Source organism: Bradyrhizobium sp. CSA207, assembly GCF_029051685.1.
Taxonomy (GTDB): domain Bacteria; phylum Pseudomonadota; class Alphaproteobacteria; order Rhizobiales; family Xanthobacteraceae; genus Bradyrhizobium.
Genome location: NZ_JAACFT010000012.1, coordinates 91,805 through 104,799 on the forward strand (window position 1 = coordinate 91,805; position 12,995 = coordinate 104,799).

The 12,995-nt window shown below is 64.0% G+C and carries 12 protein-coding genes; 5 read left to right on the forward strand and 7 right to left on the reverse strand.

The annotated features are described in order from the left end of the window. The first annotated feature begins 8 nt into the window (after positions 1-8). The 4 genes from GWG65_RS15485 to GWG65_RS15500 all read left to right on the forward strand — a co-directional run bounded on the left by GWG65_RS15485 (position 9) and on the right by GWG65_RS15500 (position 4,380). Positions 9-155, forward strand: a complete 147-nt coding sequence (locus tag GWG65_RS15485; RefSeq protein ID WP_211400134.1) for a histidine kinase — start codon at positions 9-11, stop codon at positions 153-155. Positions 156-172: 17 nt separating this feature from the next. Next, complete coding sequence (gene xerD / locus GWG65_RS15490; RefSeq protein WP_275196426.1) at positions 173-1,129, forward strand: site-specific tyrosine recombinase XerD; 957 nt, start codon at positions 173-175, stop codon at positions 1,127-1,129. Between the two features lie 311 nt (positions 1,130-1,440). Continuing rightward, a complete protein-coding gene (locus tag GWG65_RS15495) occupies positions 1,441-2,403 on the forward strand; it encodes an acetyl-CoA carboxylase carboxyltransferase subunit alpha (RefSeq protein ID WP_275196427.1) in 963 nt (320 codons plus the stop codon). A 480-nt stretch (positions 2,404-2,883) separates the two neighbouring features. Then, positions 2,884-4,380 (forward strand): L,D-transpeptidase family protein, encoded by a 1,497-nt coding sequence (locus tag GWG65_RS15500; RefSeq protein WP_275196428.1) that lies wholly within the window; start codon positions 2,884-2,886, stop codon positions 4,378-4,380. Between the two features lie 192 nt (positions 4,381-4,572). Here GWG65_RS15500 and GWG65_RS15505 read toward each other — a convergent pair whose 3' ends face one another. From GWG65_RS15505 to GWG65_RS15535, 7 genes are all read right to left on the reverse strand, one after another. After that, the gene (locus tag GWG65_RS15505; RefSeq protein ID WP_275196429.1) at positions 4,573-5,268 is read right to left on the reverse strand and encodes an ABC transporter ATP-binding protein; all 696 of its coding nucleotides are present in this window, start codon (positions 5,266-5,268) and stop codon (positions 4,573-4,575) included. Beyond that, positions 5,261-5,995, reverse strand: a complete 735-nt coding sequence (locus GWG65_RS15510) for an ABC transporter ATP-binding protein (RefSeq protein ID WP_275196430.1) — start codon at positions 5,993-5,995, stop codon at positions 5,261-5,263. Before GWG65_RS15510 ends, GWG65_RS15505 begins: the two co-directional genes overlap by 8 nt. Continuing rightward, a complete protein-coding gene (locus GWG65_RS15515) occupies positions 5,982-7,109 on the reverse strand; it encodes a branched-chain amino acid ABC transporter permease (RefSeq protein ID WP_275196431.1) in 1,128 nt (375 codons plus the stop codon). Before GWG65_RS15515 ends, GWG65_RS15510 begins: the two co-directional genes overlap by 14 nt. Before the next feature lie 276 nt (positions 7,110-7,385). After that, positions 7,386-8,606 carry a substrate-binding protein gene (locus tag GWG65_RS15520; RefSeq protein WP_247390037.1) on the reverse strand — a complete coding sequence of 407 codons (1,221 nt, stop codon included), beginning with the start codon at positions 8,604-8,606 and terminating at the stop codon, positions 7,386-7,388. A 2-nt stretch (positions 8,607-8,608) separates the two neighbouring features. Next, on the reverse strand, positions 8,609-9,466 hold the full coding sequence (locus GWG65_RS15525) for a branched-chain amino acid ABC transporter permease (RefSeq protein WP_148740801.1): 858 nt from the start codon (positions 9,464-9,466) through the stop codon (positions 8,609-8,611). A 36-nt stretch (positions 9,467-9,502) separates the two neighbouring features. Beyond that, positions 9,503-11,017 carry an amidase gene (locus GWG65_RS15530; RefSeq protein WP_275196432.1) on the reverse strand — a complete coding sequence of 505 codons (1,515 nt, stop codon included), beginning with the start codon at positions 11,015-11,017 and terminating at the stop codon, positions 9,503-9,505. 166 nt (positions 11,018-11,183) lie between these two features. Beyond that, a complete protein-coding gene (locus tag GWG65_RS15535) occupies positions 11,184-12,371 on the reverse strand; it encodes a substrate-binding domain-containing protein (RefSeq protein WP_275196433.1) in 1,188 nt (395 codons plus the stop codon). A gap of 179 nt (positions 12,372-12,550) precedes the next feature. Here GWG65_RS15535 and GWG65_RS15540 point away from each other — a divergent pair, with 179 nt between their 5' ends. Next, complete coding sequence (locus GWG65_RS15540; RefSeq protein ID WP_275196434.1) at positions 12,551-12,994, forward strand: MarR family transcriptional regulator; 444 nt, start codon at positions 12,551-12,553, stop codon at positions 12,992-12,994. The last annotated feature ends 1 nt before the right edge of the window (position 12,995 follow it).

The window sequence follows — 12,995 nt, forward strand, 5'->3', positions numbered from 1 at the left end:
CTTGCCCCATGCCCAGCCTGTTCCGCTTCCTGACGGTCGTCGCCGTGATCGCCGGCATCGTCTATGGCGTGGTCTTCGCGCTGGCGAACTTCGTCAATCCGAAGTCGCGGGAAATGACGGTGACGATCCCGCCTGACAAATTTCTCAAGAAATAGCAGCTAGGCTTGCGCCCATGCGCACCAAGCCCTCCGATACCAGACTGACCGGCCTGTTCCTCGACATGCTCGCGGCGGAACAGGGCGCCGGCGCCAATACGCTCGATGCCTACCGCCGCGACCTCACCGACTTCTCGGAATTTCTGGCCCGCGCCGGCCGTAATTTTGTGGATGCCGAAACGCAGACGCTGCGCGACTACCTCGCCGACCTTGATACGCGCGGCTTCAAATCCTCCAGCGTGGCGCGGCGGCTGTCGGCGATGCGGCATTTGTTCCGCTTCCTCCTGAACGAGCGCATCCGCAGCGAGGATCCGGCGGCGATCCTGTCCGGCCCCAAGCGCGGCCGCGGCCTGCCAAAGGTGCTGTCGATCGCGGATGTCGATCGCATGCTCCGGCGCGCCAAGGAGATGAGCGAGGCGGCGGATGCCTCGCCTGCGCAGCGGCTGCGCTCTCTCAGGCTCTATTGCCTGCTCGAGGTGCTCTACGCCACCGGCTTACGCGTCTCCGAGCTGGTGGCGCTGCCGCGCACGGCGGCCAAGCGCGACGCCCGCATGATCGTAGTGCGCGGCAAGGGCGACAAGGAGCGGCTGGTGCCGCTCAACGAGGCCTCGCGGCAGGCGATGGCGGATTATCTTGCGGCAACCGAAGCCGCAAAAGCAGACAAGAAGAACGGCCTCGCCGCCTCGAAATGGCTGTTTCCCTCGTTCGGCGAGAGCGGGCATCTGACGCGGCAGCATTTCGCCCGCGACTTGAAAGAACTCGCGGTCGCCTCCGGCCTCCAGGCCCGGCTGGTGTCCCCGCATGTGCTGCGCCACGCTTTCGCCAGCCACCTGCTGCACAACGGCGCCGACCTGCGCATCGTGCAGACCCTGCTCGGCCACACCGACATCTCCACGACGCAGATCTACACCCATGTGGTCGAGGAACGCTTGAAGAGCCTGGTGCGCGACCTGCACCCGCTGGCGGAGAAGTAGCTCTCGTGCCCCGGACGCAGCGCAGCGTGAAACGGTGCGCTGCTGAGCCGGGGTCCAGAGACACTTGCTGGGTCCCGGCTCAGCGCAGCAGCGCAAGAGCGCTGCAGCGCGTCCGGGACACGAGGGACAACCTGAGCGACGCACGAACCGCCTTGACTTCGGCCCGATCTCCGCAGAAAGAGCCGGGGCCTCATGCGTGATTTGGCTGGCGCCCTAAAGAGCACACAGGCCAAGCCATTGAATAAACTACACTTCCTTCCGCAAAGCCAACCCCGCTTCGCCGCCTCGTCCCGTCCCCCTATATTGAGTTGATGCCAGACCAGATGCGCAGCTATCTCGATTTCGAAAAGCCGGTCGCCGAGCTCGACTCCAAGCTCGACGAATTGCGCACGCTCGCTGCCTCCGGCACCGATATTGCCGACGAGATCGGGCGGATCGAGGACAAGGCGGCGCAGGCGCTGGCGGACCTCTACACCAACCTGACGCCCTGGCAGAAGACGCTGGTCGCGCGCCATCCGCAGCGGCCGCATTTCTCCGACTTCATCAAGGGGCTGGTCACCGAATTCACCCCGCTCGCCGGCGACCGCAAGTTCGGCGAGGACGAAGCGCTGGTCGCAGGCTTCGGCCGTTTCCGCGGCGAAGCGATCTGCGTGATGGGCCAGGAAAAGGGCGATTCCACCGACAGCCGCATCAAGCACAATTTCGGCATGGCGCGGCCCGAAGGCTATCGCAAGGCGGTGCGGCTGATGGAGATGGCCGAGCGTTTCGGCCTGCCCGTGCTGTCGATCGTCGACTCCGCCGGCGCCTATCCCGGCATCGGCGCGGAAGAGCGGGGACAGGCCGAGGCGATCGCGCGCTCGACCGATGCCTGCCTGTCGCTTGGCGTGCCGAATGTCGCGATCATCACCGGCGAGGGCATGTCCGGCGGAGCCATCGCCATTACCACCGCCAACAAGGTCCTGATGCTGGAGCACGCCATCTACAGCGTGATCTCGCCGGAGGCAGCGTCCTCGATCCTGTGGCGCGACGGCACCAAGGCGCAGGAAGCCGCCAACAACATGAAGATCACCGCCCAGGACATGCTCCGCTTCGGGGTGATCGACAGCATCCTGAAAGAGCCGGTCGGCGGCGCCCACCGCGACCCCGCCGCCATGATCGCCACCACGGGCGAGGCCATCGAAAAGGCCTTCGACGAGCTGCGAAACCTGGACGCGGACGCGATCCGCAAGCAGCGGCGGCAGAAATTCCTCGATATCGGCCGGAAACTGGGCTGATTCGAGCGGCTTTGCCGGATAGCGCTCTAGCCCCTCATCCTGAGGAGCCTGCGGAGCAGGCGTCTCGAAGGATGGAAGGCCCCCGGACGGGCCTCATGGTTCGAGACGCGCGTTCCGCGCTCCTCACCATGAGGGTCAGGCAGTAACCCCGCGTTAACCCTTTTTTTGCCCAAATCAGCGATCTCAGTCCTTATTCGGCCGGAGGGCCCAAGTTACGTCCCAAGTCGGGCTCAAAGTAGCGTCGAGTTTAGTCTCTGTTGACCACGTCACTGGGCCAACGGGCTCGTGATCCTCGCTCGGGTTGCGACGTCATGACCCAGAGGTTAGAATTTTAATCAATGGCTTCAGGGCATAAGCGCTGGGGTTTGGTCTGCAAAAGCCCGTCTTGACCAAGACGTCACGACGGGTCCGGATGTCCGGTCAGTCCATGCTCCAAGATTGGGGTTCTCGCGCGATGCCCGGCACGGTGTGGGGTCCATCTTGATTTCTCGTTCGCTTGCTCGCGCGCTCTTGGCTTCGGTTGCGCTGCTGACGGCCAGTGTTCTGCTGACCGGCTGCGACACCGATCAGATCTCGCTCGCGACCAACGCCAAGGCCAATCAGCCGGTCCCGCCAAAGCTTCTCGCCGCGATGGTCGAGAAGGACATGGACCTGCAATCGCCGATCCTGGTGCGCCTGTTCAAGCAGGAAGCCGAGCTCGAGGTCTGGAAGCAGACTCGAAGTGGCCAGTTCGCGCTGCTCAAGACCTACCCGATCTGCCGCTGGTCGGGCGATCTCGGACCGAAGGTGCGCGAAGGCGATCGCCAGGCGCCGGAGGGTTTCTACTCGATCAATCCCGGCCAGATGAATCCGCAATCGGCCTACTATCTCTCCTTCAACACCGGCTTTCCCAACGCGTTCGACAAGGCGCTCGGCCGCTCCGGCTCGCAGCTGATGGTGCACGGCGACTGTTCTTCGCGCGGCTGTTACGCGATGACGGACGAACAGATCGCGGAGATCTATTCGCTCGGGCGCGAATCCTTCTTCGGTGGCCAGAAGGCGTTCCAGCTCCAGGCCTATCCGTTCAAGATGACGCCGGTGAACATGGCAAAACACCGGAACAATCCGAACATGGCGTTCTGGAAGATGATCAAGGAAGGCTATGATCATTTCGAGGTGACGCGGCAGGAGCCGAAGGTCGATTTCTGCGAGAAGAAGTACGTCTTCGACGCGACCCGCGCGCCCGACGCCAAGCGCGATCCCGTGTTCGACGCCTCGGCAAAATGCCCGGCCTATGTGATCCCCGAGGAGGTCGCCAGCGCCGTGCGCGAGAAGCAGGCGAAGGACGAGGCGGAATACGCAAAGCTCGTCGCCAAGGGAACGCCGGTGGCGCGCATGAACACCGGTATCGACGGCGGCATGAACAAGATTTTTGCTGCCAAGATTCCGGAAGGCTCGACCGGCCTGTCGGAAGGCGCCGAAGGCAACACGCTGCAGATGCTGGCGATGGCGAAGGCGCCGGGCACGATCCCCGGACATGTCAATCCGCCCAAGCCGAACCTCGAGCAGGCCGCCGCCGCGCCGCAGGAGCAAGAGCCGGTCGTCGCCGTGGCCGCGCCCGCCACCACCCGCGTCGCCACAGCGCAGCCGGCCGAGAAATCCGGCGGCTTCTTCTCCGGCCTCGCCCGCAAGATGGGCATGGGCACCGCCGACACCACCGCCTCGGCTCCGCCTGCAGCAGCCGCTACGCCGGCCGCGCCCGCCAAGCCGGCGATCGCCGTGACCAAACCCGCTCCGCAGCCCCAGGCACCGAAATCGGTCGTCGCCGTGAAGCCGCCCGAACCGGCCAAGCCGGACACAAGGCTGGCTGCGACGCGCCCGACGCTGAAGCCGTCGGTGTCGGATGGTGCGGCTGAAACAAGCAGTGCGCAGTTCGCGGGTGCCGCGCCCGTCGTGCCGGCGAACTCGTTCGACAGCCGGTTTTCGGCGGTGAAGTAAGGGCGCAGGCAGCTTCGCGCGTTCTCTCCGGCCCTTCCAAGCTTGACGCCGTCATTCCCCGCCAAAGCGGGGAATCCAGTATTCCAGAGGCAATCGTTAAAGATCGAGAGGCCGCGGCGTACTGGATGCCCCGCTTTCGCGGGGCATGACAGTTGAGGTCGACGTGAGAGGGTCGCGTTTCGGTCGAGTTGCCTAGGGCGCCAGATACCGCATCAGCTCCGGATTGCCCCTCACCTCTCCCGCCTGCCCCTGTAGCGCGACCCTTCCGCGGTCCAGCACATAGGCGTAGTCGGCGACGCGCAGCGCGAGGTCGAGGTGTTGCTCGACGATGATGACGGCGATGTTTTTGGCTAGATCGATCAGGCGCTCGGTGATTTCCTCGATGACGCCGATCCAGACGCCTTCGGTCGGCTCGTCGAGCAGAAGGAGCTTCGGATCCCCCAGCATGGCGCGGCCGATCGCGAGCATCTTGCGTTCGCCGCCGGAGAGCGTGCCGGCGGGCTGGTCGAGGCGCTGGCCGAGCTTTGGAAAGATCGTCAGCACGTGGTCGACGGCGTCGGCCTTCTTGCTCGCGAGCGAGCCGACCGCGAGATTGTCGCGCACTGAGAGGCGCGCGAACACCGAATGCTCCTGCGGGACGTAGCCGATGCCGGCGCGCACCCGTTCCTGGGTCGCGCGGCGGCTGATGTCGCGGCCGTCGAAGCCGACCTCGCCTTTCCACGCCGGCAGCTCGCCGACGATGGTCTTCATCAGCGTGGTCTTGCCGGCGCCGTTGCGCCCCAGCACGGCGACGCCGCCGCGCCAGGGGATGCCGAGGTTGACGTCGAACAGGACCTGGCTGCGGCCATAGCCGGCGTCGAGATGCTTGATGTCCAGAAATTCAGGCACGGCGCAGATAAATCTCCTGGACGGCTTTGTTGGCCTGGATTTCGGACACCGTGCCTGATGCCAGCACCTTGCCCTGGTCGAGCACGGTGAGGCGATCGCAGATATCGCGGATGAAATCGAGATCGTGCTCGACGATGACGAGCGAGCAGTGCTGCTTGATCGGCTGCAACAACTCGCCGGTGACGCGGCGCTCCTCCAGGCTCATGCCGCCGGTCGGCTCGTCGAGCAGCAACAGCCTTGGTTTGCCCGCGAGCGCCATCGCGATCTCCAGCCATTGCTGCTGGCCGTGCGACAGCGCCGCGGCGGCGTCGAAGGCGCGATCGGCAAGACGAAACTGCGTCAGCATGGTCATGACCTGGTCGTGCAGCACGCCGCGGGTGCGCGAGAATAAGAGGTCGAACAGCGAGGACTGCGCCTGCAGCGCGAGCAGGATGTTGTCGTACAGCGTCAGCGTCGGCAGCACGGACGTAATCTGGAATTTCAGGCTCATGCCGGCCCGCGCACGCTCGGTTGGCGTGAACGCGGTGATGTCGGTGTTGACAAAGGACACCTTGCCCTGCGTCGGCACCTCGGCGCCGGCAATGCACTTCATCAGCGTGCTCTTGCCGGAACCATTCGGGCCGATCAGGCCGTGAAACTCATTCTCGCCGACAGTGAGCGCGGCGCCGTCGAGCGCGGTGAGCTTGCCAAAGATCTTTTTGATTCCGGCGGCCTCAAGGAGCGGCATTGCGCTTCTCCTTTAGGCTGTGCTTTTCGGTCTGCTTTTCAGTCTTTTTGGGCCTAGCGCCAAAGCTGCCGACCCGCTCGCGCTCGCCGAGCACGAAACTAATCAGACCCAGCGGCCGGAACAGGATCACGAGCAAGAGCAACAATCCCAAAATGATCGGCCAGATATCGCGGTAATTATCCGACAGCCAGAAGCTGACGCCCTCGACGATGACCGCGCCGATGACTGCGCCGATCAGCGTACCGGAGCCGCCGAACAGGACGTAGAGCACGACCTGGGTCGAGACGACGACGCCGACCATGTTGGGCCAGACGAAGCCCTCGTGGAACGCATAGAGACTGCCGGCAAGACCCGCGACGGCGCCGCCAATCGCAAAGATGATCGCCTTCAGATGCTGCGCCTTGTAGCCGAAGAAGGCGATGCGCTGCTCATTCTCGCGCAGGCCGGCGAGCGCGAGACCAAACTGCGAGCGCACCAGGAAACGGCAGAGCAGATAGACGACGACGAGAATACCGAGCACGAGATAGTAGAAGGCAGGCCCTTCCGAGAACTCATAGCTTCCTACCGTCATCGGCGCGATCGAGGGGATGCCGTTCTGGCCGCCAAGATAGTACCAGCCGCGTGCGAGCCGGTCGGCGGCGTAGGAGCCGGTCAGCGTGCCCAGTGACACGAAGATCACGCTCGACGGGTGCCGGCCGAGCAGCAGAAAGCCGCCGAGCAGCAGCGCGAAGGTGAGGCCGATGATGGTGCCGGCGGGGAGCACCAGGAAGATGTTGGTGATGTCGAGGTCGCGGGCGAGCAGCGCCACGCCATAGCCGGCCGAGCCGAAGAACAAGGCCTGGCCAAAACTCATGATGCCGGCATAGCCCCACACCAGATCGAACGACAGCGCGAACAGCGCGAGAATGACCACGCGCGTCGCGAACACGGTGAGGTAGTCCTGCAGCAGGAGCGGGGCGACCAGCGCCGCGACGAGCACCACGCCTTCGACGATAGGCAGGACTTTCCGTCCGATCGCTCGTTCGGTCGGCGCGCGTTCGAGCGCGGGAACGTCCGCCTCGCCGCCGACGTTGACCCGAACGATCTGCTTAGCTGCACCCATGGATTTCAGCATTCCGAGTTAGCATCGTGAGTCAGCCCAGCTGGTAGCAGCGGGGTCACCTCTCCCCGACGGGGAGAGGTCGGATTGCGCCTGGCGATGCGAAGCATCGTCCAGTGCAATCCGGGTGAGGGGCCGCAACGCCCAGTAAGACCAGAACCCCTCACCCGGATCGCACCTTTCGATGCGATCCGACCTCTCCCTACGGGAGAGGTGAAGAGGGCGTCCTCGCGCGCGCGCCAATTCAGAAGAAGCTGATTGTGGTACGGCATTCCGCCTCAGCATTCCTCATTAGCATTCCTTGGGATCGACGAGCCCGTCGCTGCGTCCGACGATCTCGTAGTTGCCGCCCTTGGCGACCGCAGTGTACATCTTCATCTTGCAGTGCCGCTTGCCCGGCACCATCTCGGCCGGTCCGCCCGGACCTTCGGCGATCTTGGCGTGATCGAGCGCGGCTGCAACCGATTCACGGTCGATCTTGCCGGCTTCCTTGACAGCGGCCTCCCATAGCTTCAGGCCGCGATAGGTGCCGGTCGCCGCACTGCCGGCGGCGAACAGGAAGTTGCCCGGAAAATCCTTCTCATAGGCCGCCTGAATCTTGGCGTCGAACGGGTTCTCCTTGGTCAGCACCTTGAAATAGTCGAGACAGCTTGCCAGTCCCTCGATCTCGCTGGCCTGGTTGATGTTGAGCGTGTTCTCGTCATAGTAGACGCAGGCGAGACGGCCACCGTTCTTGAGGAAGCCCGCTTCATAGAGCTGCTTGAAGAACGGGCCGACGCCGGGCGGAATGACGGTGTTGAAGACGACGTCGACCTTGTTGGAGATGATGCGGTTGACGGTCGAGGAGAAGTCGACCTGGTCGAGCGGATAGTATTCCTCGAACACGACCTCGCCGCCATTGGATTCGATCACCTTGCGGGCATAGACGTTGAGCGTGTGCGGCCAGACGTAGTTGGCGCTCGGCAGCGCGAACTTCTTGCCGCCGTTCTTGATCAGCCAGGGGATGAATTCGTCGCATTGCTGCGCCGGCGTCGGTCCGGTGCAGAACAGATAGGGCGTGCACTCCTTGCCCTCGTAGAGCTGCGGATAGATGTAGAGCGTCTTGCCGCGCGCCACGATCGGGTCCTTGATGGCGTTGCGCATCGACGAGGTGATGCCCCCTAACACCATGTCGACCTTGTCGCGCTGGATCAGCTTTCGCACGTTGCCGACGGCGACGGATTCGTTCGAAGCGGTATCCTCGATGTAAAGCTCGAGCGGACGGCCGAGCAGGCCGCCGGCAGCGTTGATCTCCTTGATCACCATTTTTGCGACATTGGCGTCGGCATTGCCGGCATAGGCGATCGGGCCGGTGAGGTCGGTCGCGATGCCGACCTTGATCGGGCCTTCGGCCGCATTGGCCCAGCCTGCCGGGATCACCCAGCTGCCGGCCCCGGTCGCGACCGCGCCGGTGGCGAAGGCGAAATTGCCGAGGAAGCGACGGCGGGTGAGATTGGTGCGATCTGCAAACATACTTAAACCCCTTTTCCAGCGATGAGGCCCTGTGGCCGGAATTTGATGAAGACAATGGCAAGGACGAAAACGAGGACGTCGGCGACGACCGGCGCTATGACCCACGGCAGCGCGGCGCTCAGCGTGCCGATGACGCCAGCACCCGCGACCGGCCCGATGAAGGAGCCGACGCCGCCGACCATGACTGCGACGAAGCCCTGGATCAGGAAGCGCAGGCCGAGATCGGCGAACAGGCTGAACACCGGCACGATCAACGCGCCGGCAAGGCCGGCGAGCGCTGCGCCGAAGGCAAAGGTGGCGCCGTAGATCAGCGGCGTGGAGATGCCGGACGCTCGCGCCAGCGCCGGGTTCTCCAGCGTGGCACGCACGCGCAGGCCGAAGCTCGTGCGCGACAGAAGGAGATAGCAGCCGGCCATCACCAGCAGCGTGATCACGATGATGGTGAAGCGCCAGGCCGAGATGTGCATGGCGCCGATGTCGATGGAGCCGCCGATCGGCTCGGGCACGGTCAGATAGAAGCCGCCGATCAGGCCGCGCACGGACTCGCGAATGATCAGGCCGAGCGCATAGGTGCCGAGCATGGCCACGATCGGCGCGGCGTAGAAACGCCGAATGATCAGCGCCTCCAACACGAAGCCGAGCGCGCCGACGACGAAGGGGGCGGCGACCATGCCGGTCCAGATCGGCAGGCCTTTGGCGTAGGCGAGATAGGTGATGTAGGCTCCGAGCAGGACGAACTCGCCTTGCGCGAAGTTGAAGATACCCATCATGCTTGCGATGATCCCGAGCCCCAGCACGATCAGGACGATGATCGCGCCAAAACTCAGGATCTCGAACGCCGCGACGAACGCATTAGCCATGCGCTGCGCTTCCGGTCGCCTGCATCAATGCCTCTCTCACATCTTCTTCCAGTCGCCGACCTGCTCGAAGGCGTGCGCGGCGCGATAGATCGTGGATTCCTCGAACATGCGGCCGACCAGCATCAGGCCGACGGGCAAGCCGTCGACCATGCCGCAGGGCAGCGACATCGCGGGATGATGGGTGATGTCGAACGGCGCGGTGTTGGAGATCATCTCCAGCGCGCGGGCGACGTAGTCCTCGCGGCTGGCGGTGGGCTCCGGCAGTTTCGTCGCCTTCATCGGCGTGGTCGGCAGCAGCAGGAGGTCATATTCGCCGAACGCCTTGTCGTAAGCGGCGGTGAGGCGGCGGGAGATGTTGAGCGCCTTGCCGTAGTAGCGCGGACCAAAATTGTTGTTGATGTAGGTGCCGAGCAGCAGGAACAGTTTTGTGGTCTCGGACAACGAGTCCGCCTGCCGGCGCCAGCCGCGATGGAAATCCATCAGCGAGGTCGAGTAGAGGTCGGACCGGCTGAGTCCATAGCCGTCGCCGTACATCATGGTCTGGGTCATGCCCTCGGTGCCGATCGGCGTCCAGATCGCGGGGCCCATGAGATGCATCGGGATCGAGATGGTCTCGACGGTGGCGCCGAGATCCTTGAAACGCTTTGCCGCCTCGCGCACGCTTTCGTTCACGGCGGCTTCCGCGGTCGCCTGCTCGAAGCCTTCCTTGAGGATGCCGATCTTCATGCCCTTCACGCCCTGGCCGAGCGCCTTGGTGTAGTCCTCGACTCTGGGCGACTTGATGCGGGGATCGTAGCCGTCGTCGCCGGCGAGCACCTCGAGCATTAGCGCGTTGTCGGCGACCGTTGCGGTCATCGGACCGGTGTGATCGACAAAGATCTCGATCGGCATGATGCCGGTATAGGGCACGAGGCCCCAGGTCGGCTTCATGCCGTAGGTGCCGCAGAACGAGGACGGCATCCGGATCGAGCCGCCCTGGTCGCCGCCCATCGCCATGTCGGCTTCGCCAAGCGCGACGACGACGCCGCTTCCCGAGGACGAGCCGCCGGCCGAATAGCCCATCTTGTAGGGATTATGCACCGGGCCGACCGCCCCGGTGTGGCTGCCGCCGGACATGCAGAAGGATTCACAGTGAGTCTTGCCGAGGATTTCCCCACCGGCATCCAGTATGCGCGTGACGACGGTGGCGTCGAAATCGGGGATGTAGCCTTCCAGCGTCGCCGAGCCGTTCATCATGGGCACGCCGGCGAGCATGATGTTGTCCTTCAGCGCGACGGTCTTGCCCTTGAGCTTGCCGGAGCTAGCGCCCTTCACGATCGACTTGCGATACCAGGCATTGCGCGGGTTCTCTTCGGCCGATGGCCGATAGCCCGGCGTGCGCGGATATTTGACCTCGGGCACTTCGTCCGGCATCGCGCCGACCAGATTGTAGGCCTCGATCGAGCCCTGCATCAGGCCGCGGAACGAGGCGACGTCTTCATCGCTCAGCGCAAGGCCGCACTGCTCGGCGACGCTGCGAAGCTGGGTGGGCGTGGGAAGGGCAACTGTCACGGCGCTCTCCTTGAGGCTTCTTGATCCCTGCTTTTGGACGGAAGCCCTGATGGCCCGCCCGCACCAGGCGGGCCATCTGGCTTCGCATTGTTATTACAGACGGAAATATTTTCCTTTTCAAGTATTATTTTGAATCCGGAGCGCGTGCGTGATCGCGGCGTCGGCGTCAGACCGGCTTGATCAGCCTGAAGTCGAGGCCATCGGCTTCCGCGAGATACATCGGCATCCGGGCGTGACCGTTGCGAATGCTGACCGGGCCACGTGCGCCGCCATAGACAATGTTGCGCGCCGCCGCGAGCATCGGACCCATCGCCAACGACCCGGCCTTGTTGGCCACGGCTTCGAGGAAGCGCAGTCCCTCATAGGTGGATTGACCGAGCGAGCCGATCGGGGGGCCGCTCGGGCCGAACATCGCGCGGTAGCGACTCTGGAAATCGTCGTTGGCCCGCGAGCCAATGCCGGGGAAATAGCCGGAGGCGCAGAACAGATTCTCGCTGTTGTCGGCGCCGATGCCGAGCAGCACAGTCTCGTCCATCGCCCCGGCCAGCCGCAGCGTCGTGGCGGCGAGGCCGCATTCGCCAAATGCGCGATTGAAGGTGATGCTGTCGGTGCCGATCAGCGAGGTCAGCACGACATCCGGCCGGGCGGCGCGAATGCGCGCCAGATGCGGCTCATGGTTGTCCTCGCCGAGGGGAACGAACTCCTCGCCGACGACATGTCCGCCGGCCTCTTTGATGTAGCGCTTCACCGCGCGGTGCGACTGCCAGGGCCAGACGTAATCGCTGCCGATCAGATACCAGCGCGCCGCCTTCTTGACGTCAGCCAGCCAGTGGATCGAGGGGCGGCTCTGCCAGCGCGGCGTCTCGCCGATCGCCATGACGCCCGGGGTTTGCTCGCCGCCCTCGTACACGGGCGTGTAGATATAGGGAATGCGATGGCGGGTGGTGACCTTGCGCAGCGCCACGCGCACCGCGCTGGTATGCAGCCCGACGATGAGATCGACCTCATCGAAAGCGATCGCCTGCTCGGCGCGGGTCAGGATCTCGTCGAGCGGGCCGCCGGCGTCGTAGACCGAAAGCTCGATCTCGCGACCGAGGATGCCACCGCGCTTGTTGATCTCGGCCACCGCGAGCTGCGCACTGCTTGTCGCGCACGGGCCCCAGACGCCGGGCGAGCCGGTGCAGCAAATGAAGCCGCCTATGCGCAGCTTGTTGCGCGCGCCGCGGCGCTTGAGGAAATGCGCGTCGACCGGAGACAGGTCGAAGTCGGCCGCCGACGACGACAGATTCCTGAACAGCAAAGACGGCGGCAACGCCGGGCCGCCGTGAGCCGGGAAATTTACCGTCGCGCGCACGCCAACTCCTGTCTGAGACCAGACTTGAAAGCACATTCAGCAGGCGGCCGCGGCTTCCGCCCTTTTGTTAGGCAAACATCCTATTTTGAAAATATTGAATATTCAAGAATTGAAGTGCATATAGATGCAGCATTGATTGCAAGACATTCACTCAATTGGGTCAAGACGAAGTCTTAGCCGTGGCAAAACCGTCGAAAGAAAACTCCCCGATTACCGAACACCTCGCTTATTTGCTCGCGCAAGCCAACCGGGAGATCAACCGGCAGCTGGAACTGCGCTTGAGCAAGGAAGGGGTCCCCGTCGAGCAGTGGCGCATCCTGAAAGTCCTGTCGGACGGCAACGGCCATTCGATGGGCGAGCTTGCGGGCGCCGTGCTGCTCAACCATCCGACGCTGACCAAGATGATCGACCGCATGGTCTCCGACACGCTGGTCTATCGCGTGCAGGACCCGAACGACCGCCGCAAGGTGCTGATGTTCATCTCCGACCGCGGCAAGGTGCTGTGCAAGAAGCTCAACTCGCTCGCGGTGGATCAGGAGGAGCACATCCTCGAGAGCTACGGCGACAAGTCGACGAGCGAATTGAAGCGGCTGCTGGAGAATTTGATCGACAGCTCGAATTGAG

Excerpts from the sequence above, each read along its gene's own strand:
- GWG65_RS15485 (WP_211400134.1), top strand. The coding sequence starts at position 9 with ATGCCCAGCCTGTTCCGCTTCCTGACGGTCGTCGCCGTGATCGCCGGC.
- xerD (WP_275196426.1), top strand. The coding sequence starts at position 173 with ATGCGCACCAAGCCCTCCGATACCAGACTGACCGGCCTGTTCCTCGAC.
- GWG65_RS15495 (WP_275196427.1), top strand. The coding sequence starts at position 1,441 with ATGCCAGACCAGATGCGCAGCTATCTCGATTTCGAAAAGCCGGTCGCC.
- GWG65_RS15510 (WP_275196430.1), bottom strand. The coding sequence starts at position 5,995 with ATGCCGCTCCTTGAGGCCGCCGGAATCAAAAAGATCTTTGGCAAGCTC.
- GWG65_RS15515 (WP_275196431.1), bottom strand. The coding sequence starts at position 7,109 with ATGCTGAAATCCATGGGTGCAGCTAAGCAGATCGTTCGGGTCAACGTC.
- GWG65_RS15520 (WP_247390037.1), bottom strand. The coding sequence starts at position 8,606 with ATGTTTGCAGATCGCACCAATCTCACCCGCCGTCGCTTCCTCGGCAAT.
- GWG65_RS15525 (WP_148740801.1), bottom strand. The coding sequence starts at position 9,466 with ATGGCTAATGCGTTCGTCGCGGCGTTCGAGATCCTGAGTTTTGGCGCG.